Source organism: Pseudomonas sp. Fl4BN1, from assembly GCF_009908285.1.
Lineage (GTDB): Bacteria > Pseudomonadota > Gammaproteobacteria > Pseudomonadales > Pseudomonadaceae > Aquipseudomonas.
Map to the genome: position 1 here is coordinate 142945 of NZ_JAAARM010000006.1, position 26667 is coordinate 169611.

Annotated in this window: 26 protein-coding genes; 11 read left to right on the forward strand and 15 right to left on the reverse strand. The window is 61.1% G+C overall.

Annotated elements, in window-relative coordinates; genetic code table 11:
* Window positions 1–3: 3 nt before the first annotated feature.
* From GV818_RS09235 to metG, 6 genes are all read right to left on the reverse strand, one after another.
* Complete coding sequence (locus GV818_RS09235) at window positions 4–600, reverse strand: Rnf-Nqr domain containing protein (RefSeq protein ID WP_161776396.1); 597 nt, start codon at window positions 598–600, stop codon at window positions 4–6.
* A complete protein-coding gene (locus GV818_RS09240; protein WP_161776397.1) occupies window positions 593–1204 on the reverse strand; it encodes an RnfABCDGE type electron transport complex subunit G in 612 nt (203 codons plus the stop codon). The genes GV818_RS09235 and GV818_RS09240 overlap by 8 nt, the downstream gene beginning before the upstream one ends.
* Complete coding sequence (locus GV818_RS09245; RefSeq protein WP_161776398.1) at window positions 1201–2193, reverse strand: RnfABCDGE type electron transport complex subunit D; 993 nt, start codon at window positions 2191–2193, stop codon at window positions 1201–1203. The genes GV818_RS09240 and GV818_RS09245 overlap by 4 nt, the downstream gene beginning before the upstream one ends.
* Window positions 2180–3385 (reverse strand): electron transport complex subunit RsxB, encoded by a 1206-nt coding sequence (gene rsxB, locus GV818_RS09250; RefSeq protein ID WP_161776399.1) that lies wholly within the window; start codon window positions 3383–3385, stop codon window positions 2180–2182. The genes GV818_RS09245 and rsxB overlap by 14 nt, the downstream gene beginning before the upstream one ends.
* Window positions 3382–3963 carry an Rnf-Nqr domain containing protein gene (locus GV818_RS09255; protein WP_161758367.1) on the reverse strand — a complete coding sequence of 194 codons (582 nt, stop codon included), beginning with the start codon at window positions 3961–3963 and terminating at the stop codon, window positions 3382–3384. The genes rsxB and GV818_RS09255 overlap by 4 nt, the downstream gene beginning before the upstream one ends.
* Before the next feature lie 130 nt (window positions 3964–4093).
* Window positions 4094–6145, reverse strand: coding sequence for a methionine--tRNA ligase (metG, locus tag GV818_RS09260; RefSeq protein WP_161758368.1), 2052 nt, complete (start codon window positions 6143–6145; stop codon window positions 4094–4096).
* A gap of 162 nt (window positions 6146–6307) precedes the next feature.
* Between metG and apbC the strand changes: the two genes are divergently transcribed.
* The gene (gene apbC, locus GV818_RS09265) at window positions 6308–7402 is read left to right on the forward strand and encodes an iron-sulfur cluster carrier protein ApbC (protein ID WP_110594902.1); all 1095 of its coding nucleotides are present in this window, start codon (window positions 6308–6310) and stop codon (window positions 7400–7402) included.
* Window positions 7403–7504: 102 nt separating this feature from the next.
* Here apbC and GV818_RS09270 read toward each other — a convergent pair whose 3' ends face one another.
* Window positions 7505–8263: an SDR family oxidoreductase gene (locus tag GV818_RS09270; RefSeq protein ID WP_161776400.1), complete on the reverse strand. Its 759-nt coding sequence runs from the start codon at window positions 8261–8263 to the stop codon at window positions 7505–7507.
* Window positions 8264–8423: 160 nt separating this feature from the next.
* On the opposite strand from GV818_RS09270, the gene GV818_RS09275 reads away from it, so the two are divergent.
* From GV818_RS09275 to GV818_RS09315, 9 genes are all read left to right on the forward strand, one after another.
* Window positions 8424–9155, forward strand: a complete 732-nt coding sequence (locus GV818_RS09275) for a HugZ family protein (protein ID WP_161776401.1) — start codon at window positions 8424–8426, stop codon at window positions 9153–9155.
* Between the two features lie 66 nt (window positions 9156–9221).
* The gene (locus GV818_RS09280; RefSeq protein ID WP_161758371.1) at window positions 9222–9698 is read left to right on the forward strand and encodes an FxsA family protein; all 477 of its coding nucleotides are present in this window, start codon (window positions 9222–9224) and stop codon (window positions 9696–9698) included.
* 250 nt (window positions 9699–9948) lie between these two features.
* On the forward strand, window positions 9949–10242 hold the full coding sequence (locus GV818_RS09285; RefSeq protein WP_011063093.1) for a co-chaperone GroES: 294 nt from the start codon (window positions 9949–9951) through the stop codon (window positions 10240–10242).
* A 49-nt stretch (window positions 10243–10291) separates the two neighbouring features.
* Window positions 10292–11935, forward strand: a complete 1644-nt coding sequence (gene groL / locus GV818_RS09290) for a chaperonin GroEL (protein ID WP_161758372.1) — start codon at window positions 10292–10294, stop codon at window positions 11933–11935.
* Window positions 11936–12217: 282 nt separating this feature from the next.
* The gene (gene colR / locus GV818_RS09295; protein WP_161758373.1) at window positions 12218–12901 is read left to right on the forward strand and encodes a two-component system response regulator ColR; all 684 of its coding nucleotides are present in this window, start codon (window positions 12218–12220) and stop codon (window positions 12899–12901) included.
* Window positions 12891–14171 carry a sensor histidine kinase gene (locus tag GV818_RS09300; protein ID WP_161758374.1) on the forward strand — a complete coding sequence of 427 codons (1281 nt, stop codon included), beginning with the start codon at window positions 12891–12893 and terminating at the stop codon, window positions 14169–14171. The genes colR and GV818_RS09300 overlap by 11 nt, the downstream gene beginning before the upstream one ends.
* Window positions 14172–14369: 198 nt before the next feature.
* Entirely contained in the window at window positions 14370–15050 is a 681-nt protein-coding gene (locus GV818_RS09305; RefSeq protein ID WP_161758375.1) for a class I SAM-dependent methyltransferase, read from the forward strand.
* Window positions 15051–15054: 4 nt separating this feature from the next.
* Window positions 15055–15768: a lipopolysaccharide kinase InaA family protein gene (locus tag GV818_RS09310; protein ID WP_161758376.1), complete on the forward strand. Its 714-nt coding sequence runs from the start codon at window positions 15055–15057 to the stop codon at window positions 15766–15768.
* Between the two features lie 2 nt (window positions 15769–15770).
* The gene (locus GV818_RS09315; protein WP_161758377.1) at window positions 15771–15995 is read left to right on the forward strand and encodes a hypothetical protein; all 225 of its coding nucleotides are present in this window, start codon (window positions 15771–15773) and stop codon (window positions 15993–15995) included.
* Between the two features lie 99 nt (window positions 15996–16094).
* Here the strand turns inward: GV818_RS09315 and GV818_RS09320 are convergent, their stop codons facing one another.
* The 8 genes from GV818_RS09320 to GV818_RS09355 all read right to left on the reverse strand — a co-directional run bounded on the left by GV818_RS09320 (window position 16095) and on the right by GV818_RS09355 (window position 25583).
* Entirely contained in the window at window positions 16095–17192 is a 1098-nt protein-coding gene (locus tag GV818_RS09320) for a DUF1513 domain-containing protein (protein ID WP_161776402.1), read from the reverse strand.
* A 2-nt stretch (window positions 17193–17194) separates the two neighbouring features.
* Window positions 17195–18259, reverse strand: a complete 1065-nt coding sequence (locus tag GV818_RS09325; protein WP_161758378.1) for an imelysin family protein — start codon at window positions 18257–18259, stop codon at window positions 17195–17197.
* A 43-nt stretch (window positions 18260–18302) separates the two neighbouring features.
* Window positions 18303–19730 carry a di-heme oxidoredictase family protein gene (locus GV818_RS09330; RefSeq protein ID WP_161776403.1) on the reverse strand — a complete coding sequence of 476 codons (1428 nt, stop codon included), beginning with the start codon at window positions 19728–19730 and terminating at the stop codon, window positions 18303–18305.
* Between the two features lie 212 nt (window positions 19731–19942).
* Window positions 19943–21283, reverse strand: a complete 1341-nt coding sequence (locus GV818_RS09335; RefSeq protein ID WP_161758380.1) for an imelysin family protein — start codon at window positions 21281–21283, stop codon at window positions 19943–19945.
* A 162-nt stretch (window positions 21284–21445) separates the two neighbouring features.
* Entirely contained in the window at window positions 21446–23497 is a 2052-nt protein-coding gene (locus GV818_RS09340; RefSeq protein WP_161758381.1) for a putative bifunctional diguanylate cyclase/phosphodiesterase, read from the reverse strand.
* A 303-nt stretch (window positions 23498–23800) separates the two neighbouring features.
* Window positions 23801–24397 carry a superoxide dismutase gene (locus GV818_RS09345; protein ID WP_011063080.1) on the reverse strand — a complete coding sequence of 199 codons (597 nt, stop codon included), beginning with the start codon at window positions 24395–24397 and terminating at the stop codon, window positions 23801–23803.
* A gap of 176 nt (window positions 24398–24573) precedes the next feature.
* The gene (locus GV818_RS09350) at window positions 24574–25176 is read right to left on the reverse strand and encodes a LysE/ArgO family amino acid transporter (protein ID WP_161758382.1); all 603 of its coding nucleotides are present in this window, start codon (window positions 25174–25176) and stop codon (window positions 24574–24576) included.
* 2 nt (window positions 25177–25178) lie between these two features.
* Window positions 25179–25583: an ACT domain-containing protein gene (locus GV818_RS09355; protein ID WP_161776404.1), complete on the reverse strand. Its 405-nt coding sequence runs from the start codon at window positions 25581–25583 to the stop codon at window positions 25179–25181.
* 110 nt (window positions 25584–25693) lie between these two features.
* Here GV818_RS09355 and GV818_RS09360 point away from each other — a divergent pair, with 110 nt between their 5' ends.
* Window positions 25694–26593 carry a LysR family transcriptional regulator ArgP gene (locus GV818_RS09360; RefSeq protein WP_161776405.1) on the forward strand — a complete coding sequence of 300 codons (900 nt, stop codon included), beginning with the start codon at window positions 25694–25696 and terminating at the stop codon, window positions 26591–26593.
* Window positions 26594–26667 lie beyond the last annotated feature (74 nt).

Below are 26667 nucleotides of genomic sequence, written 5' to 3' on the forward strand. Positions count from 1 at the left end.
GGTTCATTTCCTCGAAGGCGGTCGGTTGAAGATCGAAGAGGCGGCCCAGGCCCGTTGCGCGGCCAATAGCAGACCCAGCAGGATAAAACCGCCGGGGGCCAGCGTCAGCAGGCGCAATCCGCCTTGCGGCAGCAGCACCCAGCCGCTGCCATCATCCGCGAGGCCGGCGAGCCAACCCAGATGGTTGCCCAGCGCGCCGGTACCCAGCAGTTCGCGCAAGGCGCCCAGCACTATCAGTGCATTGCAGAAACAGCCGGCCAGGCGTAAGCGGGCGGGGTGCTGGAAAAAGCCTGCCTGCTCCAGGACCACGCATTGCAGTGCCAGCAAGCCCAGGTAAAGCCCCAGTTGCTGGTGCAGTTCATAACTCCAGGCTTGCAGCGCCAGCCACAGGCAGCTGCCGAGGGCGGCGCTGAGCAGCAGGCTGGCGAGCAATTGGCAGCGCTTCTCGATGCGTGGGCGCAGCAACTGCATGCTGGCACCAAAGGTGCTGATCAGCAGCATGCAGGCCAGGGCCAGGCCAATGGCCTTGATCCAGGAGTCTGTGGCCCCGATCAGCGGTGTCAGCATCAGCAGGCCCGGCAAGGACAGTGGCTTACTCATGGGGCGCTCCGCTGAGTAACTGCTCGCGATGCTCGTCAAAGTAGCGCAGGGCATCGTGCAGGGCACTGACTACGGCCCGGGAGGTGATGGTGGCACCGGCGATTTGATCGAATTGCCCATTGTCCTTCTTCAAGGCCCAGGCGTTGTCGCCTGGATCATTGCGGGACTTTCCGGAAAAGCCCTGTAGCCAGGCGTTGGGGTGCTCTGCGATACGGCCGCCCAGTCCCGGGGTTTCATCCTGTTTGAGGGTTTTGCTACCCAGCAGGCGCCCATGACTGTCGATGGCGATCAACAGCTCGATGGGGCCGGCGTAACCCGTGACCTGGCTGCGCAACAGCAATGCGCTGGGTTGGCCATCGAGGGTCGCCAGATAGCCGTCCAGCAAGCGACTGTTGCTCAATTGCACATCGTTCAGGTGCAGCGGGTGATCCAGTGGATGATTGTCATAGCTGCCGGAGGGCAGTACATCCAGCAGCTTGCGCGCCTGCAATGCTCGCTGCTCGGCGTCGATGTGGGGCGCGGTAGCGCGTTGCAGCCACAGGGTGGCGCCGACGCCCAGGGCGGCGAGCACCAGTAGCAAGAGCAGGCTGCGAGTTCTCTTCATGATGTGCGTACCTGTTGTTCGGTGCCACAGAACCGTTCCAGTGCGGGCACTGCGAGGTTCATCAACAGCACGGCGAATGCGACCCCGTCTGGATAGCCGCCCCAGGTTCGGATCAGATAAGTCAACAGGCCGACGCCGATGCCAAACAGCAGTCGGGCTTTCGCCGCCTTGGGGCCGGACACCGGCTCTGTGACGATGAAGAATGCGCCGAGCATGCTGGCACCGCTGAGCAGGTGAAACAGCGGTGAGCCATGGGAGTCGGAACCGGTACCGTTCCAGCACAACAGGCTGACCAGCAATAGGGCGCCCAGCATCCCCACCGGCGCCTGCCAACTGATGACTCGTTGCTGCAGCAGAAACAGGCCTCCGGCGAGAAACCCCAGGTTCACCCATTCGGCCCCTCGGCCACCAAAATGGCCGAAGGCCGGGTTGCCGGCAAAGAGTTCGTCGATGGTCAGGCTCTTGTTGATCCGCAGGCTGTCCAGTGCGGTGGCCTGGGCCCAGGCATCCGCTCGCAAATCGCTGCCGAAGCCGAAAACCTGCTGCAGGCCGCCGAGCAGGTCCATGGCATGGGGGGCCGGCCAGTGAGTCGTCGATTGTGGGAAGCACAACAAGGCCAGGGCATAACCCAACATGGCTGGATTGAAGGGGTTTTGCCCGACCCCGCCGTATAGCTGCTTGCCAAAGAGCATGGCGCAGGCCGCGGTACTCAGCGGTAGCCACCAGGGGCAATAGGGTGGCAAGGCCAGGGCCAGCAGGGTGGCGCTGACCAGCGCACTGCCATCACTGAGGGCGGGGGGTAATGGGCGTCGACGCAGGAACATGACCAGGGCTTCCATGGCCAGGGCACCACTGACTGTCAGTAGCAGGTTGAGCAACAGTCCCCAACCGTACAGCCACAGAAGTACCAACAGACCTGGCAGCGTGGCCAGCAGCACTCTCTGCATGGCCTGGCGCAGGCGTAGATCGACTCCGTCAGCCAGCGTCATGGGCGTTCACCTGGCGCTCGGCCTCATTCAGGCGAGCCTGGGCCTGGGCCTGTTGTTCGGGGTTGCTATCGACCTGGCGCTGCAGTCTGTTCAAGTCGGCGCGGGCATAGGCCAGCTCGGTTTTCAGTTGCCGCAACTGTGGGTCAATCGGGCGTTTGTCGATTCGGGTGAGCACCGGGGCGGGCTTTTCACTGGCAGCCTCGGCGGCATGCAGGGCTTGCTCGGCAGTCGCCAGAGCGGCGCTCAAGGCTTCCAGCTCTGTGCTCGAAGCGCCTGCGGCCTGGGTTTTTTTCAGTTCGGCGCGGCGTGTTGCCAGCTGGATCTTCGCTCGCTTGAGGTCGGCATCCTTGGCCACCGGGGCCGGAGCAGGTGGTGCCTCGGCCTCCAACTGGAGCAGTGCCTGCTCGGCGGTCTGGAACTGACTCTGCAGGACGATCAGTTGCGATTGTTGTTCGAAGGTCGGTGGATGACCGAAGGCCTTGAGCGACTTGTTCAACTGCGTCCGACTCATCGCCAGATCGATCTTGGCTTTTTTCAGCGCGGCATCGGCGGCTGCGGCTTTTTGTGCGCGAACGCGTTCGATGGCCGCCTGCAGTGGATCCTGGCTGTTGTCGGTAGCCTGGGCGGCGCGTTGCGCCCGTGCTTGGCGTTCTGCCAGACGCCGCGCCTCTTCCCGTTGCAGCCGTGCATTGCGTTGTTCGAAGCGCCGCCGCGCATGATCGCGCTTGTCACTGCGGGCCAGCAGTTGCTCGGCGCTTTTGGCCAGGCCGCCGACAATTGCTACCACCCGGGCCTCGGGCAGCGGCAGCATGTCGATGCAGTCCACAGGGCAGGGCGCCACGCACAAATCGCAGCCGGTGCATTCGTCGATGAGTACGGTGTGCATCAATTTGGCCGCGCCAAGGATGGCATCCACCGGGCAGGCTTGAATGCACTTGGTACAGCCGATGCATTCGGCTTCACGGATATGCGCCACCTGGGCTGGGGCTTGGCCGCGACTGTGGTCCAGCTCCAGTACGGGCAGCTTGAGTAACTGCGCCAAGGCCGCAATGGTTTCCTGGCCTCCGGGCGGGCACTTGTTGATAGCCTCGCCATCAGCAATGCCCTGGGCATAGGGCTGACATCCGGGATGGCCGCACTTGCCGCATTGGGTCTGGGGCAGCAGGGCATCGATGCGTTGAATCAGACTCATGTTTTGATCAGTCCGTTGAAGCCGAGAAACGCCACTGCCAACAGACCGGCGCTGATCAGGTCGATCGGCAGGCCTTGCCAGGGCAGCGGAACATCGTTGGTGGAGATACGTTGGCGCAGGTCACTGAACAGACCCAATACCAGCCAGAAACCCAGTCCGGCACCCAGGCTCATGGCGCTGAGGGTCACCAGCCCAAGGTTCTCCTGGCTGGCGATCAACAGCAGGCCAAGTATGCCGGCGTTGCCCAGGAGCAAGGGCCAGAGGCCGTCGAACGGCAGTCTGGGCAGGGCTCGGGACAGCAGGCTCAGAAGTGGTTTGATCAGCAGCACGCTCAAGGGCAGCCACAGGAACAACTGCAGCGACTCCAGGCCCCAGGGCACCAGCAGCCCACGATAAAGGACATGCCCCAGCACGCTGCTGACCAGCATCAAGGCCGTGGTGGCAAGGCCCAGGGCGTGGAGCCGTTGCCGAGTAGTGCCAGTTGGGACCTGGAGCAGCGGATCAACGCCCAGGGGCCACTGCAACACAAAGTTGTTGATCAGGGCGGTGCTGATAAGGGCAAGCAGGAAGTGGGTCATGGTTGGGGCCGGGGCGAACAGGCTGTCCCTCAAGAGTAGGCAAACTCCCGCGCGGGCGCAGGGGCGCCAGATATGCAAATCCCCCCGTTACGCCTGTGCGCGACGGGGGGATAGGGTCCAGCGCGAAGTCTTACTTGATCCGCTGGCCTGGCTTGGCGCCGCTGTCCGGGCTCAGCAGGTAGATCTCTTCACCGCCGGGGCCGGCGGCCATCACCATGCCTTCGGAGATGCCAAAGCGCATTTTCCGTGGCTTGAGGTTGGCGATCATCATGGTCAGGCGACCTTCAAGCTTGGACGGATCCGGGTAGGCACTCTTGATTCCGGAGAACACATTGCGCTGTTCGTCACCGATATCCAGGGTCAGGCGCAGCAGCTTGTCGGCACCTTCCACGTGTTCGGCCTTGAGGATCAGGGCTACGCGCAGATCCACGGCGGCAAAGGCGTCGAACTCGATTTCCGGCGACAGCGGGTCCTTACTCAGCTCGCCGTTGCCTTGTGGGGCGCTGGCGCTGGTGTCGGTCTGGCTGGCCGCGAGGTCTTCTTTCGAGGCGTCGGTCATGGCTTGTACCTTTACCGGGTCGATCCGCGTCATCAGCGGCTTGAATTCGTTCAACTGATGGTTGCTCAGCAGGGTCTGATGGTCGTTCCAGGTCAGCGGCGCGACGTTGAGGAACGCCTCGGCATCGGCGGCCAGCAGCGGCAGCACCGGCTTGAGGAAGATCACCAACTGGCGGAACAGGTTGATGCCCTGGGCACAGATGGCCTGGACTTCATCCTGCTTGCCTTCCTGCTTGTTCAACGACCATGGTGCCTTGTCGGCGATCCAGGCGTTGGCACGGTCGGCCAGGCCCATGATTTCGCGCATGGCACGCGCAAAGTCGCGGGCTTCATAGGCTTCGGCGATGCTTGGCGCGGCGGCCAGGAACGCTGCGTCGAGTTCTGGTGCGGCGCTGCCGGCCACCAGTACACCGGCATTGCCCTTGTGGATGAACCCGGCGCAACGGCTGGCGATGTTGACCACCTTGCCGACCAGATCGGAGTTGACCTTCTGCACGAAGTCTTCGAGGTTCAGGTCCAGGTCGTCGACGCCACGGCCCAGCTTGGACGCGTAGTAATAACGCAGGTATTCCGGCGTCAGGTGGTCCAGGTAAGTCCGGGCCTTGATAAAGGTGCCGCGGGACTTGGACATCTTCTGGCCGTTGACGGTCAGGTAACCGTGTACGTTGATGCCGGTCGGTTTGCGGAAACCGGCGCCTTCGAGCATGGCCGGCCAGAACAGTGCGTGGAAGTTGACGATGTCCTTGCCGATGAAGTGGTACAGCTCGGCGGTGGAGTCCTTGCCCCAGAACGCGTCGAAGTCCAGCTCCGGCGTACGCTCGCACAGGTTCTTGAAGCTGGCCATGTAGCCGATCGGCGCGTCCAGCCACACATAGAAGTACTTGCCCGGCTCGTCGGGGATCTCGAAACCGAAGTACGGCGCATCACGGGAGATATCCCACTGCTGCAGGCCGACATCCAGCCACTCGGCAATCTTGTTCGCCACGGCGTCCTGCAGGGTGCCGCTGCGGGTCCACTCCTGCAGCATCTGCTGGAAGTCCGGCAGCTTGAAGAAGAAGTGCTGAGAGTCCTTGAGCACTGGAGTTGCACCGGAAATGGCCGATTTCGGATTCTTCAGGTCGGTCGGTGCATAGGTGGCGCCGCATTTTTCGCAGTTGTCACCGTACTGGTCCTCGGTGCCGCATTTCGGGCAGGTGCCCTTGATGAAGCGGTCGGCCAGGAACATTTTCTTTTCCGGGTCGAAGTACTGGGTGATCGAACGGGTCGCGATGTGCCCGGCGTCACGCAGCTTCAGGTAGATCTGGCTCGACAGCTCACGGTTTTCTTCGGCGTGAGTGGAGTGGAAGTTATCGAAGTCCACCAGGAAATCGGCAAAGTCGGCGCTGTGCTCAGCCTGGACATTGGCGATCAACTGTTCCGGAGTGATGCCTTCCTTTTCCGCGCGCAACATGATGGCCGAGCCGTGTGCGTCGTCCGCGCAGACATAGATGCATTGATTGCCGCGATGCTTCTGGAAGCGCACCCACATGTCGGTCTGGATGTACTCAAGCATGTGGCCAAGGTGGATGGAACCATTGGCATAGGGCAGGGCGCTGGTGACGAGGATCTTGCGTGGCTCGGACATGGGGCTCGGCTACTTGATGAAACGGAGGTCGGCCACTATAAAGCGCCGGCGCGGATTTTTCACCTTTCCGGGCAGATTGTGCACAGCAAGCTTTCTCGCCACAAAGGAGTCGGCGGCGTAGGATAGCCGGCTGATTTTCCTGTCTTGTTATCGGAGTTGCCCATGAGCGCCGTCAATCGCGCAGCGGTGGAAGCCGTCCTTCGCCAATACACCGACCCTTACCTGAACCAGGATCCGGTCAGCGCCGGCTGTGTGCGGGATATCGACGTCCAGGGCGACCGGGTCACGGTTCGCATGGAACTGGGTTATGCCGCCGGTCTGTTCAAGAGCGGTTGGGCGCAGATGCTGCAACTGGCCATCGAGGGCCTGGACGGCGTGAGCTCGGCCAAGGTCGAGATCACCAGCGTGATCGCCGCGCACAAGGCACAGGCACAGATCCCGGGCCTGGCCAACGTCAAGAACGTGGTGGCGGTAGCCTCCGGCAAGGGCGGCGTGGGCAAGTCCACCACCGCCGCCAACCTGGCCCTGGCCCTGGCTCGGGAAGGCGCTAAGGTGGGGATTCTCGATGCTGATATCTATGGTCCGAGCCAGGGCATCATGTTTGGCATCGCCGAAGGCACCCGGCCGAAGATCAAGGACCAGAAGTGGTTCGTGCCGATCGAGTCCCACGGTGTCGAGGTCATGTCCATGGCCTTTCTGACCGACGACAACACGCCGATGGTCTGGCGCGGTCCGATGGTCTCAGGGGCCTTGCTGCAACTGGTGACCCAGACCGATTGGGGCAACCTCGACTACTTGGTGATCGACATGCCGCCGGGCACCGGTGATATCCAGTTGACCCTGGCACAGAAGGTCCCGGTGGCCGGCGCAGTGATCGTCACTACGCCTCAGGACCTGGCTTTGCTGGACGCGCGCAAGGGCGTGGAGATGTTCCGCAAGGTCAACATCCCAGTGCTGGGCGTGGTGGAAAACATGGCGGTGCACATCTGCTCCAACTGCGGCCATGCCGAGCATCTGTTTGGCGAAGGCGGCGGCGAGAAGCTGGCCAGCCAGTACGATGTCGAACTGCTGGCTTCGTTGCCGTTGTCGATGCTGATCCGCGAGCAGGCCGATGGTGGCAAGCCGACAGTGATCGCCGAGCCTGAAAGCCAGATCGCCATGGTCTACCAGGAACTGGCCCGGCACGTTGGAGCACGCATCGTATTGCAGGAAGCCGCCGCGCCGGCGATGCCCAACATCACCATCAGCGACGACTGAAACCCGAGACCGGTGCTTGTATGTAGGAGCCGGCTTGCCGGCGAAGGCGTCCGCGAGATCGCTTTCGCCGGCAAGCCGGCTCCTACGGCAGGTGCGGCAGGATCAGACCCGCAAACCGCCGTCCATCTCCAGGATGCGCCCGGTGTAGTAGTCGTTCTCGAAGATATAGGCCGCCGAGTGGGCGATCTCTTCCGGCCTGCCCATGCGCTTGAGCGGAATGCCGGCGGTCATCTTCTCCAGCGCCTCGGGCTTCATGCCCAGGGTCATCTCGGTCTCGATGAAACCTGGGGCAATGCCCGCGACGCGGATGCCGTAGCGCGCCAACTCCTTGGCCCAGGTCACGGTAGCCGCTGCCACCCCGGCCTTGGCCGCCGAATAGTTGGTCTGGCCGATGTTGCCCGCCCGCGAGATCGAAGAAATATTGATGATCGCGCCGCTGTTGTTCAGCTTGATCATCTTCGCCGCCACTTCCCGCGTGCAAAGGAATACCCCGGTCAGGTTGACGTCGATCACCGCCTGCCATTGGGCCAGGCTCATCTTGGTCATCTCGCCATCCTTGACCTTGACCAGCAGGCCGTCACGCAGGATCCCGGCGTTGTTGATCAAGCCGTGGATGGCACCAAAGTCCTCGGCGACCTGGGCCACCATGTGGGTGACCTGTTCTTCATTGGCGACATTGCACAGATAGGCGCGGGCTTCGACGCCGTGGGCCTTGCAGGCGGCGACGGCCTGGTCGAGCTTTTCCTGGCTCAGGTCCACCAGGGCCAGCCTGGCGCCCTTGGCGGCGAAATACTCGGCCATGGAGCGGCCCAGACCTTGGCAACCGCCCGTGATAATGATTACTTTGTCAGTGAGTTGCATTTGCATGTCCCGCTAGCAGGTCTTTGAAGGTTGTCCTTGTTGGGGAACCTCGGCCGGCGGCCGGACCTGGCTGCAGATGAGAATTGCCCCGTTGGCGTAGCTGGAACAATGCTCCAGGCGCCCGTCCGTTTCCGACGGATTTTAAGGAAGGAGTCACAATGTGAGCGTTGAAGCTGCCAAGAATGCACGAGAATTGCTGCTCAAGGAATACCGCGGCGCGTTGGCGACGCATTCCAAGGCCATGCCGGGTTTTCCCTTCGGTTCCGTGGTGCCTTACTGCCTGGATGCCGAGGGACGGCCGCTGATCCTCATCAGTCGTATCGCCCAGCACACCCACAATCTGCAGAAGGACCCCAAGTGTTCGCTGCTGGTAGGAGAGCGGGGTGCCGAAGACGTGCAGGCGGTGGGACGCCTGACCTACCTGGCCGAAGCCGAGAAGCTTGAGGACAGTGCCGCGATCGAGGCCGCCGCCGAGCGCTACTACCGCTATTTCCCCGAGTCGCAGAACTACCACAAGGCCCATGACTTTGATTTCTGGGTGCTCAAGCCGGTGCGCCATCGCTACATCGGCGGTTTCGGCGCGATTCACTGGGTCGATCAGGTGACCCTGGCCAACCCCTTCGCCGGCAAGGCCGAGCAGAGCATGGTCGAGCACATGAACAGCGACCACGCCAAGGCCATTGCCCATTACGTCGAACTCACTGGGTTGCCGAACCACGAGCCGGCGCAATTGGTCGGGATCGATACCGAGGGCATGCACCTGCGCATCGGCCAGGAGCTGTACTGGTTGTCGTTCCCAAGCCCTTGCAACACGCCGACACAGGTTCGCGAGGCCCTGGTTTTCCTGGCTCACGCCGATCAATGGCCGAAAAAAACGGCTGTCGGTGCTTGAATTCACGAATTGGCGACGTCATTTAAGGTCTATTGGAAGGCATTCTTCCGCAGAGGAAACCATTTGATGCGCCCTTTTCTGTTGCTCTTTCTGCTGTTTCCGGTGTTGGAGCTGTTCGTCTTCGTCAAGGTCAGCGCGGCCATCGGGTTTTTCCCGGCCCTGCTGCTGATCATTCTCGGTTCGATGCTCGGTGTGCTGGTGTTGCGCGTGGCCGGCCTGGCTACGGCACTGCGTGCCCGTGAAAGTCTCAACCGCGGCGAGTTGCCGGCCCAGCAAATGCTCGAGGGCCTGATGCTGGCGCTGGGTGGCGGCCTGCTGATCCTGCCGGGTTTCATTAGCGATGTGTTCGGCCTGCTGATGCTGCTGCCGATCAGCCGTCGCCTGCTGGCCAATAAAATGCGCCGGCGTGCCGAGGAGCAGGCCCAGCGCCAGCGTGCCTTTGCCGACGACATGCGCGCGGCCCGTGGCGGTCCTGCGCCGCAACAGCCGTTGGGTCGTGAGCCCAATGTCATCGAAGGCGAGTTCGAACATCGCGACTCATAAGTCTCTGGCTCAAACACACGGCACCTTCGGGTGCCGTGTTGGTTTTACCGCAAGGGATGTAAAAAAATTCGTCAGCCAGCCCTTGTAATAACCTTATGCGCCCTTATGTAACGGTCACCGCAAGGTTTCTGGTGCTGGTACCAGACAGACTTCCGCGGCTCGCTCGCGAGCCGCAACCGGCCACGCCGGATTTGTTAACCCGCCGGTATCGACACCGGCCGCTGAAAACCACAATTAGGAGAGATCGACAATGAAGCTTCGTCCTCTGCATGACCGCGTCGTCATCCGTCGCAGCGAAGAAGAATCGAAAACTGCCGGCGGTATCGTTCTGCCTGGTTCGGCCGCTGAAAAACCTAACCGTGGCGAAATCGTCGCTGTAGGTACTGGCCGTGTGCTGGACAACGGTGAAGTACGTGCGCTGGCCGTGAAAGTGGGTGACAAAGTGGTGTTTGGCCCGTACTCCGGCAGCAACACTGTGAAAGTAGACGGCGAAGACCTGCTGGTAATGGCTGAGAACGAAATTCTCGCTGTTATCGAAGGCTGATTTCCCGCTCATTTTCCCGTTACTACAAAGTATTTAAGGAATATCGATCATGGCTGCTAAAGAAGTTAAATTCGGCGATTCCGCCCGCAAGAAAATGCTCACCGGTGTCAACGTCCTGGCTGACGCAGTAAAAGCGACCCTGGGCCCGAAAGGCCGTAACGTGATCATCGAGAAGAGCTTCGGCGCTCCGACCATCACCAAGGACGGCGTTTCCGTTGCCAAAGAAATCGAGCTGAAAGATCGCTTCGAGAACATGGGCGCGCAGCTGGTCAAAGACGTTGCCTCCCGTGCCAACGATGACGCTGGCGACGGTACTACCACTGCTACCGTTCTGGCTCAGTCGATCGTCAACGAAGGCCTGAAAGCCGTCGCTGCCGGCATGAACCCGATGGACCTGAAACGCGGCATCGACAAGGCGACCATCGCCATCGTCAAAGAGCTGAAAGGTCTGTCCAAGCCTTGCGCTGATTCCAAGGCCATCGCTCAGGTTGGCACCATCTCCGCCAACTCCGACAACTCCATCGGCGACATCATTGCCGAAGCCATGGAAAAAGTCGGCAAAGAAGGCGTGATCACCGTTGAAGAAGGCTCGGGCCTGGAAAACGAACTGTCGGTTGTTGAAGGCATGCAGTTCGACCGTGGCTACCTGTCCCCGTACTTCATCAACAAGCCGGACACCATGGTTGCCGAGCTGGACGGTCCGCTGATCCTGCTGGTGGACAAGAAGATCTCCAACATCCGCGAAATGCTGCCAGTGCTGGAAGCCGTTGCCAAAGCCGGCCGCCCACTGCTGATCGTTGCTGAAGACGTTGAAGGCGAAGCCCTGGCGACTCTGGTTGTGAACAACATGCGTGGCATCGTTAAAGTCGCCGCCGTTAAAGCCCCAGGCTTTGGCGACCGTCGCAAGGCCATGCTGCAGGACATCGCTGTTCTGACTGGCGGTACCGTTATCTCCGAAGAGATCGGCCTGAGCCTGGAAAGCACCACCCTGGAGCACCTGGGTAACGCCAAGCGCGTGATCCTGTCCAAAGAAAACACCACCATCATCGACGGTGCTGGCGTTGAAGCGGACATCCAGGCTCGTGTGACTCAGATCCGTCAGCAAGTAGCCGACACTTCGTCCGACTACGACCGTGAAAAACTGCAAGAGCGTCTGGCCAAGCTGTCCGGCGGCGTTGCAGTGATCAAGGTTGGCGCTGGTTCCGAAGTTGAAATGAAAGAGAAGAAAGCCCGCGTTGAAGACGCCCTGCACGCTACCCGTGCAGCCGTTGAAGAAGGCGTGGTACCTGGCGGTGGCGTAGCCCTGATCCGTGCTCTGCAAGGCATCAACGACCTGAAAGGCGACAACGCCGATCAGGACGTGGGTATCGCCGTTCTGCGTCGCGCTATCGAAGCTCCGCTGCGCCAGATTGTTGCCAACTCCGGCGACGAGCCAAGCGTTGTTGTCGACAAGGTCAAGCAGGGTTCGGGTAACTTCGGTTACAACGCTGCTACCGGCGTATACGGCGACATGATCGAAATGGGTATCCTGGATCCAACCAAGGTGACCCGTTCCGCGCTGCAAGCAGCATCCTCCATCGGCGGCCTGATCCTGACCACCGAAGCCGCTGTTGCTGAAATCGTGGAAGACAAGCCTTCGGCTGGCGGCATGCCAGACATGGGCGGCATGGGTGGCATGGGCGGCATGATGTAAGCCAGCCTTACCCCTGTACTGAAAAAGCCCCGCCGGTGAAAGCCGGCGGGGCTTTTTTGTGCCCGGCGAAATGTGTCGTCGGACCGCTCTCTTCGCGGGCAAATGCACCAATTCTGGTCTTGCCCCTGTCGTCCGCGGGTGAAACCGTGGTGAAAAACTCGTCAAGCCGCTCACGGCGTCGGAGCGGGCTCCGGAACCTGGCAACAACTCTGGCGGTGTGTCGGACTTGGCCTTAAGCTGCGCGTGCCAAGACGGCTGTAACTGTGTAGGGAGAGAGTTCCGATGCGAATTCTATTGGTTGAAGACAACCGCGATATTCTCGCCAACCTGGCTGATTACCTGGGGCTCAAAGGCTATACCGTGGACTGCGCCCAGGACGGTCTGTCGGGCTTGCACCTGGCCGCCACCGAGCATTACGACCTGATCGTGCTCGACATCATGCTGCCGGGGATCGATGGTTACACCCTGTGCAAGCGCCTGCGCGAAGACGCCCGGCGTGACACGCCGGTGATCATGCTCACCGCTCGTGACCAACTGGATGACCGGCTCCAGGGCTTCAAGTCCGGGGCCGATGATTACCTGCTCAAGCCGTTTGCCCTCTCGGAGCTGGCTGCGCGGATCGAGGCCGTGATGCGGCGTACCCAGGGTGGTGGCCGACGTTCCTTGCAGGTCGGTGACCTGAGCTATGACCTCGATACCCTTGAGGTTACCCGCGAGGGCCGCCTGCTCAAACTCAACCCGGTAGGGCTCAAGCTGCTGGCGGTGTTGATGCAGAAGAGCCCTCATGTGTTGCGCCGGGAAATTCTCGAAGAAGCCCTCTGGGGTGATGATTGCCCCGACAGCGACAGCCTGCGCAGCCATGTCCACCAACTGCGCCAAGTGATCGACAAACCCTTCGCCAAGCCGCTGCTGCACACCGTGCACGGTGTCGGCTACCGCTTGGCAGAGGGGCGTGATGGAGTTTAAGCAGAGCCTTGCCCAGCGCATCATCATTGCCTTTGCCTTGATGAGCGCCTTGGTGGCGGGAGCGTTTGCCATGGGGATCGTGGCGACCGTGCACCTGGTGGAGGAGAAACTCATCTCCGCCGGTTTGGGCGGTGACCTGCAACGCTTGTTGTTGATGGATGACATTGCCGACTGGCGCCACCGTCCCGAGCCCGACCAGTTGTTCTACTTCAGCGGTGGGCGCGGTGATTTCGAGTTGCCCAAGGACCTGCGTCATCTGGACCCGGGCTTTCATGAGGTCTTTCGCGAGCAACTGTCCTACCACGCGATAGTTGAAGTGGTCGATGGTCGACGCTATGTGCTGCTGCAGGATCAAAGTGATTTTGAAGAGCGCGAGCGCATTCTGTTCGCCGTGGTACTGGTGGGTTTTGTCCTCAGCCTGGCGCTTGCGGTGTTCCTCGGCTGGATTCTGGCACGTCGGGTGATGGCGCCGGTGGTACGTCTGGCACGGCAGGTACGTCATCGCGATCAGTTACTGGGGCTGGCCCCGCCGCTGGCTCCGGATTACGCGGCGGACGAGGTCGGTGAGTTGGCCATTGCCTTCGACGCGACCCTGGGGCGCCTGCGTCAGGCGTTGAGTCGCGAGCGGCTGTTTACCAGTGATGTCAGTCACGAACTGCGCACACCGCTGATGGTCTTGGCCACTTCCTGCGAGTTGCTCCTGGAAAACCCAGGGCTGGATCTGCGCGGGCGGGCGCAGGTCGAAAGGATTGCCCGGGCGTGCGAAGAGATGCGTGAGTTGGTACAGACCTTCCTGATGCTGGCGCGAGCCCAGCGGGAAGACGCCAGCATGTCGCCGCAACTGACCCTGAAACAGGCTGCCAATGACCTGCTGGGAGTGTGGAGCCAATCGATCAATGACAAGGGTATCGAGTTGATCTTTGAGCCCGGTCAACCCGGCGACATGCGCTATAACGCAACCTTCCTGCATGCGGTCATGGGCAATCTGCTGCGTAACGCCTTGCACTACACCGAGCGCGGGTTTATTCGCCTTAGCCTGGCACCGGACGGCTTTGTAGTAGAGGACAGTGGGGTTGGTATTCCCGAGGAAAAACGCGAGGCGATGTTCCAGCCCTTCGTACGTGGTGAAGAACAGCGTGGCGAAGGTTTGGGGCTTGGATTATCCCTGGTCCAGCGTATTTGCGAGAACCAGGGCTGGAGTGTCAGCCTCAGCACGATGACTCCCAATGGCTGTCGTTTTCACGTGCAACTGCAATCGGCCAAGACTTGATGGATTCCACCTGGCCCCGTTTTACCGGGCCAGGTGCTTGTCGATTTTTCCAATCAAGTGGCCCCAGGCCACTGTCGACAGGCTGTAAAACCCTGCAATATTTCTCGGTTGGACGGGACAAAGTTTTCACAAAGGGATGACCTGTGGCTGACATGCCGCTGCCTAAGGTGGCGCTATCAGCAGTAGGAGATCTTGATGATGGCTACCCCGATCAAGCTGGAATTTTCCGACAAGTACGATGCTCAACATGCTCAGGAATATCTGCTCAAGCATCAGGATGGCCTGGCGCGTCAGTTGTCGCACAAGCGCGATGAACAATTGGCCCGCGCCGCGCTGGCCCTGGTAGGAGAGCCGGGGCTGGTACTGGACCTGCCATGCGGTGCAGGTCGTTTCTGGCCGCTGCTGGCCGAAAAGGCCAATCGCGTCATCATCGGTGCGGACAATTCAGCGGCGATGTTGAGCACCGCCACGGTGGCGCAGCCGGCTGAAGTGCTGAAACGGGTCAAGCCCTTGCAGACATCTGCATTTGCCATCGATTTGCCGGATAACGCCGTGGATTGTATTTTCTCCATGCGCCTGTTGCATCACATCGGCGAGGCCGAGCATCGGATGACACTGCTACGGGAGTTTCAGCGGGTGACTCGAGACAGCGTGATCATTTCGCTGTGGGTCGATGGTAATTTCAAGGCCTGGAAGCGCAAGCGCATGGAGCGCAAGCGACTGTCCGATGTTGGGCTGGAGGGTTACCAGAATCGTTTCGTGTTACCGGCAGCGATGGTAGAAGAAGAATTCAGGCAAGCCGGTTTTCGTGTCCAGGAGCACTTGGACTTCTTTCCGCTCTACGCCATGTGGCGAGTGTACGTACTACGCAAGAGGTAAAAGGATGGCTGTTGAATGTGCTTCGGAAATGGATGCCGCGCCCTCAGATCGCTTCGAGTACTTCTGGAACAAACAAGGTGAGTGGGTCGAGGAGCCCAATCAGCGTCGAGGCGGCGAGAGCGGCGTACAGCGAATCCTCAGCACCAGCGGTCGTCTGCTCTACGCCAAGCGGCAGATCGGCCATATTTATCGCAGTTGGCAGCACCCTTTTGGTCGACCGACGGTTTTGCGCGAGCGGGATGCAATGATGGGTTTGCGTCTGCTCGACGTAGGGGTGCCGGAATTGGTGTTCTGTGGTTCCCGGCGTGATTCGCAGAATCAATGGCAGGCCTTGCTGGTTACCGCAGCGCTCGATGGTTTTGTCGAGGTCGATACCTGGTATGCCGCCGGTGGGCGCGAGCGCCATGGTGAGGCCTTCCATGACCGACTGTTGCAGGCCCTGGCGACGACCCTGGCGCGCATGCACAAGGGCCGCTGGCAGCATGGTTGCCTGTATGCCAAGCATGTTTTCGTGCGTGTGGATGGCGAAGGCGAGCAGGCTCGGGTGAAGGTTGCCTTGCTGGATTTCGAGAAGTGTCGGCAGCGTCTGAGCAGTCAACGGGCTGCCGCTCATGACCTCAAGCAGCTGCGCCGCCATTCGTCGTGGAATGGCGCGGATTGGCAAAAGCTCTACTACTTTTATAGAACGGTGTTTGGCAGCTCCATCAAAGGTTTATAGCTATGAAGCTAGAAATTGCACGAGGTTTGTTCCTGGCAGGAGCCTTGGCAGTTGCTTCCTTGGCCCTGGTTGTCTGGGAGCAACCACGAACGCAGGTGCTCAGTGCTGCCCAAGGTGCTCATTGTCCGCTGCCGCGGGTAGCGAAGGCCTCTGTAGCGGCCAAGCCCGATCATGATCTGTTGTTGTTCATGTTCGGCATGACACAAGGGTTGAAACCGCAAAGTTGAAGCCGTATTACTGCCACTTGAAGGCCTCGCATCGCGGGGCCTTTTATTTTCCGCCGTTCAGGCGCTCACAGTGACCCCAGAAGGCGTGCAAGCAGCGTCTCATACCAGATGCAGGTGGTTGTCCCAGAGCCCGGCAGGCAGCTCCAGGGGCTTGGCCACAATCGGTGTCTGGCGGCAGTCATAGAAGCGGCAACGACCTTGCCCCGAGGTGACCACGAAACCGTCGGCTACGGCACCAACTCCTGCGCAGTCTGGCAGTGGCGCGTCGACCCGCACGCTGCCGCTGTCCAGGTCCCAGATGAAGAAGCGATTGCCCCGGGGGGCGGTCAGGGCTACCAGTCGCAGGTCGCTGTGTACCGCGACGCTGGCAGTGTAGTGCCCCATGGCTTGCAATTGCTGTTCGGCCACCGGGAAGGCCGCGAAGGGCTGGCCCGGTCGCTTGATCGCCAACAGCTCCGAGGACTCATGGGCTGCCCCCATGAATTGTTGGCCGGTGACAATGGTGCCGTCGCTGGCGATACCCATGTGGCGCACGCTGTTCATCTGCTGGGCCAGGGTTTCCTTGCTCAGCAGCGTACCGTCGCGCTGCATCAACACCAGGCTCGGCGCCATGGCGTCGAGGTTCATCTCCACCCGACTTTCCGCTTCGGTGCGGATACCGCCGTTGGCTACTACCAGGGTTTCTCCGTCGGGCATCCATGACACCTGATGCGGGCCAACTCCGTGGGTGGACAATTCGCCGCTGTGTACCAGGCGCTCGCCTTCGAAGCGATAGACGCCCAGCAGGCCACGGCCCGGATCACGGGTGTCGTTCTCGGTGGCGTACAGCCACTGGCCGTCCTTGTGGACCACCGCGTGTCCGTAGAAGTGCCGGTCGGGCTGTGAGGCCACGGTTTGCAGCAGGGTGCCGTCCCGCAGGTCGATCAAGTAGCTTTCGGTGCCCGGGCGCCGCGCCACGAACAAGGCGATCGGCAGGCTTGGGTGATTGATGATGTCGTGGCAACGCTGGCCGACCTGGGTGGCAAACACCTGTTGACCGTCCAGCTGAAAACCGACGGCGTAGTGTTTGCCATCACCATCGTCCCTGGCCGAAAGCAGCAAGGGCGCTTTGCCCTTTTGCTTGAACAGCGTCCAGCCGCCCAAGGTCACTGCGCTGAGCAGCAGGCTGCCCAGCGCCAAAGCCTGACGTCGCAGCATCATCAGTCACCGTCGTTGGCGTTGAAGCCCAGTTGGATGCCCAGCGCCTTGGCCAACTCACCTTCGTGCAGGCGATGAACCACGTTGAGGCTGTCATACAGATCGTTGAGTTGCTGGCGTCCGGCGTCGTCACCGAGCATTTCGCTCAGCGAGCGTTGGGTGCTGGCAAAGAGTTTCAGCGACGCGGCGTAGGCGGCGTCGATCTTCTCGGCCAGGGGCTTCTGATCGGCCGACAGCAGGCCGCGCAGGCCTTTGTTATCAACCCCGGCCCACACGGTCTGGGCGGCGCTGAGGCTGGCCTCCAAACCTTGCAGGGAAGACTGACTGCGCCAGGCATCGGCCTGGAATGGCTGTGGAATGCCCTTGGTCTGGCGGCCCATTGGCGTGCCGAGTTTCTTCTTCAGGGTATCCAGGGCTGTGACCTGAACCCGCAGCAGATCGGCGATGGCTTCATGGGAGTCGGCGTAGCGCTGGTTGGGGAACTTGCTCATCTGCGCGAGCATGCCGTCGTTGGTGTTCCAGCTCGACAGGATCTCTTCGGCCAGTTGCTTCTGGCGTTCACCGATGGCGGTCAGCAGCGGGCAGTAGCGGGCTTTCTGCGCGCTGTCGGCCATGTCGATCTTGCTGTCGAAGAGGATGTACTCGTAGGCCGACAGGCCCTGGACCACGACACTGGACTTGGCCAGGGCGGCGGCGTCGATCTGCGGGTTGGCGGTGACCAACTGCTCGACCTGGCGCCCCACCAGATTTTTCTTGTCCGGCCAGAACTGCACCTGCCAGGAGCGGTTGCCTTCGGCCAGTGGGCCAATCAGCAGGGGTTGCAACTCGGCCCAGGCTTTTTGCGCGTGGAGGAAGTCGGCACGGGCGGTGTCCAGGTTTTCCTTGCCTTCGCAGAAGGCCAGGGCGCTGATGGCCAGTTGGCGATCAGCGTCGACCCAGCGGCTGTAGGTCGGCAGGATCACCTGCTTGGCGATGGCTGCCGAGGTCACCGCTTGTGGATCCTGGGGTGAGCAGGCGCCTAAAGCGAGTGCGGCAAGGCTGGTGAAGAGCAGTTTGGGGCGGAACATGTTCGGGCTCCCTTTATTGTGGAGAAAGCAAATGAGTCGAGCGTTATAGAGAATTCAGAAATGCCAGCAACGCAGCGCGCTGTTCGGCATTGAAGGCCAGTACCTGTTGTTTCGCACCCTCGGCCTCGCCGCCATGCCACAGCACGGCTTCCATCAGATTGCGGGCGCGACCGTCATGGAGGAACTGAGTGTGACCGCTGACCGTTTCGGTCAGGCCGATGCCCCACAGAGGCGCAGTGCGCCAATCACGACCACTGGCCTTGAACTCGGCGCGGTGGTCGGCCAGGCCTTCACCCATGTCATGCAGCAGCAGGTCGCTGTAAGGGCGTATCACTTGGTTGGCCAGTTCGGGTTCCGCGGCATTGGCCGCAGTGGTAAAACGTGGGGTGTGGCAGGACTGGCAACCGGCCTGGAAGAACAGGTTCTTGCCGGCCAGGACTGGCGACGAACTGACGTCACGGCGTGCCGGCACTGCGAGGTTGCGGGTGTAGAACAGCACCAGGCGCAGGATGTTGTCGCTGACTTCCGCTTCGCCGTCCGGGCCATTGCCATTGGGGGCCTGCTTGCAGGCGTTCTGGGCATCGGTGCAGTCATCGAAGGGTCTCAGGCTGGTGGTCAGGCCCATATCACCAGAAAACGCGTGAACATTTTGTTGATTGAGGTTGGGTTGCCCGGCTTTCCAGCCAAAGCGCCCGAGCACGGTCTTCTGTTGCGCATCATCCCAGACCCAGTTGGGTCGTCCGGCAATGGCGTTTTTTGTGCCGGTGCCAGGCTGGGCGTTGGCCAGGATCGCCTCTTCGGGAATGGCTTCGAGCAGTCCGAGGCCAATCATCGGTGGCGCGACCCGGGCCGAGAATAGCGTGTCCGGGTGCATCGGGCCGTAGCCCAGGTCGGTGATCTGCAGTTTCGGTTTACGCAACTCCACCAGGGTGCCGTCCTTGAAACGTACCGGCACCGGGTCGTAGCTCACCCGCACCCGGCCTTCAGGGGCGACCCCGGGAATGGCCATGTCCTGCAACTGGCCGCCGTATACCGGTTCCGGCAGGACGCCGACTTGCTCGATGAGCTTGGCGTAGGCTGGGTCATTGGGGATCGACAGGCGCACCAGCATCGAGACAGCGTTCAGGGCCTGCGCCGTGGGTGGATGCCCGCGACCATCCTTGATGTGGCAGTTCTGGCAGGCGTTGGTATTGAACAGCGGGCCCAGGCCATCACGAGCGGTGGTGGTGGAGGGCGCGATCACCCAGGGGCTACGGAAGAAGCTGTTGCCAACACTGAAATCCAGGCGTCGGGTGGGCGCGAGGTTGGCCGAGGGCAGGGAAAAGGCATTGCGATCCGTCTTGTTGACGGTTGTCGTACCGCCGGCGCGGGCTTCTCCAGGTTCGGCCTGGGTAAAGCGCGGAGCGTCATCGCAGGCACTCAGGCCCAGGGCCATGAACAGAGCGGACCAGCGAAGCGGCAACGAGGGCATCGGACATCCTGCAAGACGAGCAAAACAAGGGTGCAAAGTCTAACAGGGCAGCCTGGATTGAATAAGAGGAATTATCGTTTGGTTTGACCCAGGACAAGCTCGCCGGGGGCTGCGCTGCAAAGGCAACGCACACTCCTTGGCCATGGCGAGGGCACGCAGCAGGCACAAAAAAGGCGACCCGAAGGTCGCCTTTCTGCTGGGTGCAAGGCTGATCAGAATTCGTGATCGGCGTTGTCCGGGTTCAGGTCGCTGATGCCCAGCTTGCCTGCGGCCTGCTCGATCGAACCGGTCTGCTTGACCAGGGCGGCGATGGCGTCGCGCACGATCTGGTTGCCGGATTCGTTGCCTGCAGCGATCAGTTGGTCGTAGTGCTCACCCTTTTTGGCGTGGTCGACCATGACCTGGATCTTGGCTTCGGTAGCCGCCAGATCGGCTTTCAGGGCAGCGTCGGCGGCCGGATCGGCCTTGGCCACCAGGGACGACAGGCTGGCGCCGCTCATCTTGCTGCCGTCGGTACGGGTGTACTCGCCCAGGTAGACGTTGCGGATGCCCTTGGCGTCGTAGAAGTGCGAGTTGTGGGTGTTGTCGCTGAAGCAGTCCTGCTCGTCTTCCGGGGAGTTGGCTTCCAGGGACACCTTCATCCGCTCGCCGGCCAGCTCGCCCAGGGACAGGCTGCCCATGCCGAACAGCATCTTGCGCAGGCCGGTTTCGGCCGGTTCGGCTTCCAGGGTGGCGCGGTAGTTGTCGGCCACGTCCGGTTTCCAGTTGCCGACCATCTCTTCCAGGTCGTTGACCAGCAGCTGGGTCACGGCTTTCAGGTAGGCACGGCGACGATCGTTGTGGCCACCAGTGGCACCGGCACCTTCCAGGTAGTCGGAGGCCGGGCGTGCGCCGGCGCCAGGGCCGGTGCCGTTGAGGTCTTGGCCCCAGAGCAGGAATTCGATGGCGTGGTAGCCGGTGGCGACGTTGGCCTCGGCCCCGCCCAGCTCATTGAGGCTGGCGAGTTTTTCCGGGGTGATGTCTTTCACGTCGATCTTGTCTTCGCCGACCTGGATCTCGGTGTTGGCGATGATGTTGGCGGTGGCGCCGGGGTTGCCCAATGCGTGTTCGTAGCTCTTGTCGACGTAGTCGATCAGACCCTCGTCCAGCGGCCAGGCGTTCACCTGGCCTTCCCAGTCATCGATGATGGTGTTGCCGAAGCGGAACACTTCGCTCTGCAGGTATGGCACGCGAGCGGCAACCCAGGCAGCCTTGGCGGCGTTCAGGGTCTCGTCGTTGGGCTTGGCGAGGAAGGCATCGATGGCGCTTTGCAGGGTCTTGGCAGTGGATTCGGAATCGCTGTAGACGGCAAACACCATGTCGGCGTAATGCGCCACCACGGCCTTGGCGGCAGCCTCGTCGAGCTTGCCGGCAGCATCAGTCGCTGGGGTGGCGGAGCTGGTGGCCGGGGTCGGCGCTTGAGCGGTAGCCTTGTCGTCTTTGCCTTCGCCACAGCCGGCGAGGGAAATAGCGATGGCCAACAGACTGGCGGTAGCCAGAGGCATACGAATCATGGCGAACATCCTGCTTCGAGAGGGGGGTGGACGGCGCGGGGGCGCGTAAAAGCTGCGACATAATGCGAAAGATTTGCATTATGTGTAAAGGCTTGTGCCGGTAAATATTTCTTGTTCAACAGGCGATTGCGCTGAGTCAAGGCGGCCAGCGCAATGCCTTTTTCAAAGGATCGCCGCGTTGCTGCGCTGCGCCTGTTTCAGATAAGCGCTCAATTCCCGTGCCGGCAAAGGTTTGCTGTAGTGATAGCCCTGACCTTCATGGCAGCCTTCGGAGATGATATAGGCCTCTTGCTCAGGGGTTTCCACGCCCTCGGCGATCACTTGCATGCCCAGGCTTTTGCCCAGCTGGATGATGGCGCGGACGATGGTTGCATCGTCATCATCATCCAGCAGGTCCTGGACGAAGCTCTTGTCGATCTTGATCTTGTCCAGAGGCAGACTCTTCAGGTAACTCAGGGACGAGTAGCCGGTGCCGAAGTCGTCGATGGCGATCAACGCGCCGGAGCGTCGCAGACTCAGCAGGTGTTGGGCCGCGGTACTGATGTCTTCCATCAGGCCGGTTTCGGTGACTTCCAGTTCCAGGCTGCGGGGCGGCAGGCGATAGATCTGCAGCAGGTTGTTGACCACCCGCGGCAGTTCAGCGTGGTGCAGCTGTACCGTGGACAGGTTGACCGCCATGCGCAGGTCGCTGAAGCCCATGTCGTGCCATTCGCGCAGTTGGCGGCAGGCTTGGTCCAGCACCCACTCGCCGATGGCGATGATGGTGCCGTTCTGCTCCGCCAGCGGAATGAACAGGTCCGGCGGCACCAGGCCGTGTTCCGGGTGTTGCCAGCGGATCAGTGCTTCGACGCCGACCACCCGGTGGTCGCGATAGCTGATCTGCGGTTGATAGACGAGAAAGAACTGATCCCGGGCCAGGGCATCGCGTAGGTCCTTTTCCAGCTCTCGGCGACGACGCATCTCGCTGTCGACGCTGGCGATGTAGAACTGATAACGGTTGCGTGACCGGCTCTTGGCCAGGGTCATGGTCTGTTCGGCTTTTTGCAGGAGTTTTTCGGTGCTGTCGCCGTCTTCCGGAAATAGGGTGATGCCGATGGTGGCACGCAGGCGGATTTCCTGGAGATCGAGGGCGAAGGTGGCTTCCAGGTCATCAAGAATGCTCTGCGCCAGTTCCGCAGCTTCATACGGTTGTTCGATGTCGGCCTGGACCAGGGCGAACTGATCGCCTCCCAGGCGTGCCAGGGCACCGAGGCGGCCGCTGTGGCCGCGCAGGCGATCAGCCAGGGCTAGCAGCAGTTGATCGCCGGTCTGGTAGCTGAACTGTTCGTTGATACCCTTGAAGTCATCCAGGCCGACGCAGAGCACCGCCACTCGGCGTTGCAGGCGCCCAGCGTCCACCAGGATCTTGTCCAGTTGTTGTTGCAACTGCTGGCGGTTCGGCAAGCCGGTGAGGAAGTCGTATTGGGCCATGCGCAACAGGCTGTTTTCTGCTTCGTGGCGCAGGTGGGTATTGCGTTCGATGGACGCCAGCAATTGGTTGGCGGTGTTGATCCAGATCCCCAGTTCGTTCTTTTCGTGGCCCTTGAGCAGCGGCAGTTGGTGTTCGCTGGGGCGGTCGGGGTTGATGTTGGTCAGGTGCTCGATAATCCGCGACAGCGGTTTGGTCAGTAGCCAGTGATAGACCAGGTACAGCACCAGGCCCATGGCCAGGGCGCGCAGGACCCCTGAAATGAAGATGATCACCGAGCTGACAATGAAGCCTTGGCCATAGGTGGCAGTGTCGAGGGTGATGCTCAGGTCGCCGTAATACTCGCTATAGGGCCCGCGACCGACCAATTGGGTAGTGAAGGTCCGTTCCTGGCCGAGGATCGGGTCGGTCAGCCAGCGACTGGAAGATTTCTGCAGGTCGCGGGACTTTTCCGCGAGCATGGTTTCGTTGGGGTGGCCGATTGAAGCCATGCGCACCGCATCGTCCTGGAACAGGCCTTCGATGACCTGCATGCCCATTTCCCGGTCGAGGCTGTAGACCGCCTGTGTCGATGGGTCGCGAAACATGTCGAGAATGCGTTGGGCATCGTTAGCGACCGCCTGCTGAGTCTTGTAGGCATCGAAGACTATCTGTGCGCAGCTCAGGACCACGCCCACTATCAGTGCCGACAGCAGCACAACCCGGAGCAACTTCACCGACAAGCTGTTTTTGAGTTCCAGCTTCAAAGGGTTATTCCTTGTTCCGTGCGTGTAGCGTCAAGTTGCCATGAGTATTGGCAATCCCGTGATGGCCGTCAAAGTGACATTAGTGCCGAGAACAGGACGTCTGCGGGCCAGGCCCGGGTGATCAGATTCAGGATTGCTCTAGCTGTGGGTAGTGTGTCGGTAGCGACGCCTTGCAACTTGAGGGGCGGCGATGATTTTTAACTGCAATGAATCTTAGCGCGTCAGTTCGGCGGGACAAGATCCCGGCTTTGTCAAAGGCAAAAAAAACCCGGCCAGGCCGGGTTCTTTGCACTGCAAACGGACTTAAGCGACGAAGTTCTTGCCTTCGAACTGCTCAGCCACGAATTTCCAGTTGACCAGGTTCCAGAACGCTTCGACGTACTTGGGACGAACGTTGCGGTAGTCGATGTAGTAGGCGTGTTCCCAGACGTCGCAGGTCAGCAGCGGGGTGTCGCCACTGGTCAGCGGGTTGCCGGCGCCGATGGTGCTGGCCAGAGCCAGGGAACCGTCAGCCTTTTTCACCAGCCAGCCCCAGCCGGAACCGAAGGTGCCAACGGAAGTCTTGGTGAATTCTTCTTTGAACTTGTCGAACGAACCGAAAGCGGCGTTGATAGCCTCAGCCAGTGCGCCGGTAGGTTGACCGCCGGCGTTTGGCGCCAGGCAGTTCCAGTAGAAAGTGTGGTTCCAGACCTGAGCGGCGTTGTTGAAGATACCGCCCGAAGAGGTTTTGACGATCTCTTCCAGGGTCTTGCCTTCGAACTCGGTGCCTGGCACCAGGTTGTTCAGGTTCACGACGTAGGTGTTGTGGTGCTTGTCGTGGTGGTATTCCAGGGTTTCCTTGGAAATGTGCGGCTGCAGGGCGTCGTGTGCATAGGGCAGCGGCGGCAATTCGAAAGCCATGATGATTCTCCTAATCAGGTCAGTTGCGGTGAGCGCAAGGCCGATCACGGGCGGCCAGACAAGCGCCGGGGAGTTTGTACTCTTTGCGGCGCAGGGTTCGGATCATAGCACCGGGGGTGCGGCATAACCACGCAACAACTGTGTGGAATAGAGGTTCCAGAGCCTTTTGGAATAAGTCACGCCGCGCTGATCAGTTGCAATGCCACGCTGAACATCATCACCGCTACCAGCAGGTCGAGAATCCTCCAGGTACTGGGACGCGCCAGCCACGGCGCCAGCCAGGCGGCGCCCAGGGCCAGGGTGAAAAACCACAGCAACGAAGCGCTGGCGGCCCCTATCACGTAGGCCCCGGGCTCGGTCTGTTGTGCCCCCAGCGAGCCGATCAGCAGCACCGTGTCCAGGTAGACATGGGGGTTGAGCAGGGTCACTGCCAGGGCGCTGAGCATCACTGCACGCAGTGAACGCACGGCCTGGCCGTCGCCCTGTTGCAGGCTTTGTTTCGAGCAGGCCCGACGCAATGCCTGGGCGCCGTACCAGATCAGGAACGCGGCACCACCCCAGCGGGCCACGGCTAGCAATGTCGGGCTCTGGGTGAGCACGGTGGCTAGGCCGAATACGCCGGCGGCTACCAGCAGTGCATCGCAGATGACGCACAGCGCCGCCACCGGCAGGTGGTGCTCACGGCGCAGGCTCTGGGCCAGGACGAAGGCGTTCTGAGTGCCGATCGCCATGATCAGGCCGGCGGCCACCAAGAGACCGTTTACATAGCTTTGCCACATGATTATTGCTCCTCGCCGGCGGCCAGTCGTTGCAGCACGGCCATGGCCCGTCCGGCATCCGCCTGACCGACAAACAGATGATCGTGGTAGTAGCCGGCGATCACGTTGCAACTGATCCCGGCCTGGCCCAGGGCGCCGGCAAAGGCCGCTGTCAGGCCCACGGCCTCCAGAGCCGAATGCACGTTGAGGGTGATCCAGGCGGCCACGTAGTCGAAGCTCAGCCCCAGGCGTTCGGCCTGCTCGCGCTGGATTATCACCGTCAGGCCCTCGCGCTCATGAAAGCTGCCCAGTACCTCACAGTCCTGCAGCAAACTGCGCTCAGTGATGGAACAGAACACATACTCGCCGTCGTTGAGCTGCGGGCTCATGCTGCGCAGCAGGGTTGCGAGGGAGGTTTCACCAGCCATGAAGAAAATCCTTGAGCGAAGTAGCATTGCAGACGCTTTACGCTGGCTATTTTCCGGTCTCGAGCTGTATAAGAAAAACCAATAGTGCTGATCACTCATTAGGAAAACTGATGTTCGACTACAAGTTGCTCTCCGCATTGGCTGCGGTGATCGAACAGGCAGGGTTTGAACGGGCAGCCCAAGTGCTGGGGCTGTCGCAGTCGGCGATTTCCCAGCGCATCAAACTGCTGGAGGCCCGGGTCGGGCAGCCGGTACTGGTGCGGGTGACGCCGCCGGCGCCGACTGAAATTGGCCGGCGCCTGCTCAACCATGTACAGCAGGTGCGCCTGCTGGAGCGGGATCTGCAAAGCCAGGTGCCGGCTTTGGACGAAGAGGGTTTGCCGGAGCGCTTGCGCATTGCCCTCAACGCCGACAGCCTGGCTACCTGGTGGGCCGAAGCCGTGAGTGACTTCTGTGCCGAACATCATTTGCTTCTGGACCTGGTGGTAGAGGATCAGACCGTGGGTCTCAAGCGCATGCGCGCCGGGGAAGTGGCGGCTTGTGTATGTGCCAGCGAGCGTCCGGTGGCCGGTGCCCGCAGCGTATTGCTGGGGGCCATGCGCTACCGGGCCCTGGCCAGCCCGGCGTTCATTGCCCGGCATTTCCCTCAAGGCGTACGCGCCGATCAATTGGCCCGAACGCCGGCACTGGTGTTCGGACCTGACGATTTCCTCCAGCATCGCTACTTGGCGTCTCTGGGAGTCGATGGTGGCTTCGAGCATCATCTGTGCCCTTCTTCCGAGGGTTTCATCCGCTTGACCGAAGCGGGGCTCGGCTGGGGACTGGTGCCCGAACTGCAGGTCCGCGAGCAACTGGAACGGGGCCTGTTGTTGGAGCTTTTGCCCGATAAACCCATCGATGTGCCGTTGTACTGGCATCATTGGCGCAACGGCGGACAACTGCTGGGGTTGTTGACCGAGCACCTGGCACGTTTATCTGCACAATGGTTGGTGCCCTGGGAGCAGCCATAAGCGTCAAGCGACAAGCTGCAGGTAGACAGCTTGCGCTCTGATTTTTAACTTGCAGCTTGTAGCGTGTCGCTCGT

Coding starts and splice junctions, on each gene's coding strand:
- GV818_RS09245 (WP_161776398.1), bottom strand. CDS start 2,193: ATGACGCTGGCTGACGGAGTCGATCTACGCCTGCGCCAGGCCATGCAG.
- GV818_RS09355 (WP_161776404.1), bottom strand. CDS start 25,583: ATGGCTGGTGAAACCTCCCTCGCAACCCTGCTGCGCAGCATGAGCCCG.
- GV818_RS09315 (WP_161758377.1), top strand. CDS start 15,771: ATGAAGCTAGAAATTGCACGAGGTTTGTTCCTGGCAGGAGCCTTGGCA.
- GV818_RS09325 (WP_161758378.1), bottom strand. CDS start 18,259: ATGTTCCGCCCCAAACTGCTCTTCACCAGCCTTGCCGCACTCGCTTTA.
- GV818_RS09320 (WP_161776402.1), bottom strand. CDS start 17,192: ATGCTGCGACGTCAGGCTTTGGCGCTGGGCAGCCTGCTGCTCAGCGCA.
- GV818_RS09330 (WP_161776403.1), bottom strand. CDS start 19,730: ATGCCCTCGTTGCCGCTTCGCTGGTCCGCTCTGTTCATGGCCCTGGGC.
- GV818_RS09360 (WP_161776405.1), top strand. CDS start 25,694: ATGTTCGACTACAAGTTGCTCTCCGCATTGGCTGCGGTGATCGAACAG.
- GV818_RS09350 (WP_161758382.1), bottom strand. CDS start 25,176: ATGTGGCAAAGCTATGTAAACGGTCTCTTGGTGGCCGCCGGCCTGATC.
- GV818_RS09300 (WP_161758374.1), top strand. CDS start 12,891: ATGGAGTTTAAGCAGAGCCTTGCCCAGCGCATCATCATTGCCTTTGCC.
- GV818_RS09235 (WP_161776396.1), bottom strand. CDS start 600: ATGAGTAAGCCACTGTCCTTGCCGGGCCTGCTGATGCTGACACCGCTG.
- rsxB (WP_161776399.1), bottom strand. CDS start 3,385: ATGAGTCTGATTCAACGCATCGATGCCCTGCTGCCCCAGACCCAATGC.
- GV818_RS09270 (WP_161776400.1), bottom strand. CDS start 8,263: ATGCAACTCACTGACAAAGTAATCATTATCACGGGCGGTTGCCAAGGT.
- metG (WP_161758368.1), bottom strand. CDS start 6,145: ATGTCCGAGCCACGCAAGATCCTCGTCACCAGCGCCCTGCCCTATGCC.
- groL (WP_161758372.1), top strand. CDS start 10,292: ATGGCTGCTAAAGAAGTTAAATTCGGCGATTCCGCCCGCAAGAAAATG.
- GV818_RS09255 (WP_161758367.1), bottom strand. CDS start 3,963: ATGACCCACTTCCTGCTTGCCCTTATCAGCACCGCCCTGATCAACAAC.
- GV818_RS09285 (WP_011063093.1), top strand. CDS start 9,949: ATGAAGCTTCGTCCTCTGCATGACCGCGTCGTCATCCGTCGCAGCGAA.
- GV818_RS09240 (WP_161776397.1), bottom strand. CDS start 1,204: ATGAAGAGAACTCGCAGCCTGCTCTTGCTACTGGTGCTCGCCGCCCTG.
- GV818_RS09345 (WP_011063080.1), bottom strand. CDS start 24,397: ATGGCTTTCGAATTGCCGCCGCTGCCCTATGCACACGACGCCCTGCAG.
- GV818_RS09280 (WP_161758371.1), top strand. CDS start 9,222: ATGCGCCCTTTTCTGTTGCTCTTTCTGCTGTTTCCGGTGTTGGAGCTG.
- GV818_RS09335 (WP_161758380.1), bottom strand. CDS start 21,283: ATGATTCGTATGCCTCTGGCTACCGCCAGTCTGTTGGCCATCGCTATT.
- colR (WP_161758373.1), top strand. CDS start 12,218: ATGCGAATTCTATTGGTTGAAGACAACCGCGATATTCTCGCCAACCTG.
- GV818_RS09305 (WP_161758375.1), top strand. CDS start 14,370: ATGGCTACCCCGATCAAGCTGGAATTTTCCGACAAGTACGATGCTCAA.
- GV818_RS09310 (WP_161758376.1), top strand. CDS start 15,055: ATGGCTGTTGAATGTGCTTCGGAAATGGATGCCGCGCCCTCAGATCGC.
- apbC (WP_110594902.1), top strand. CDS start 6,308: ATGAGCGCCGTCAATCGCGCAGCGGTGGAAGCCGTCCTTCGCCAATAC.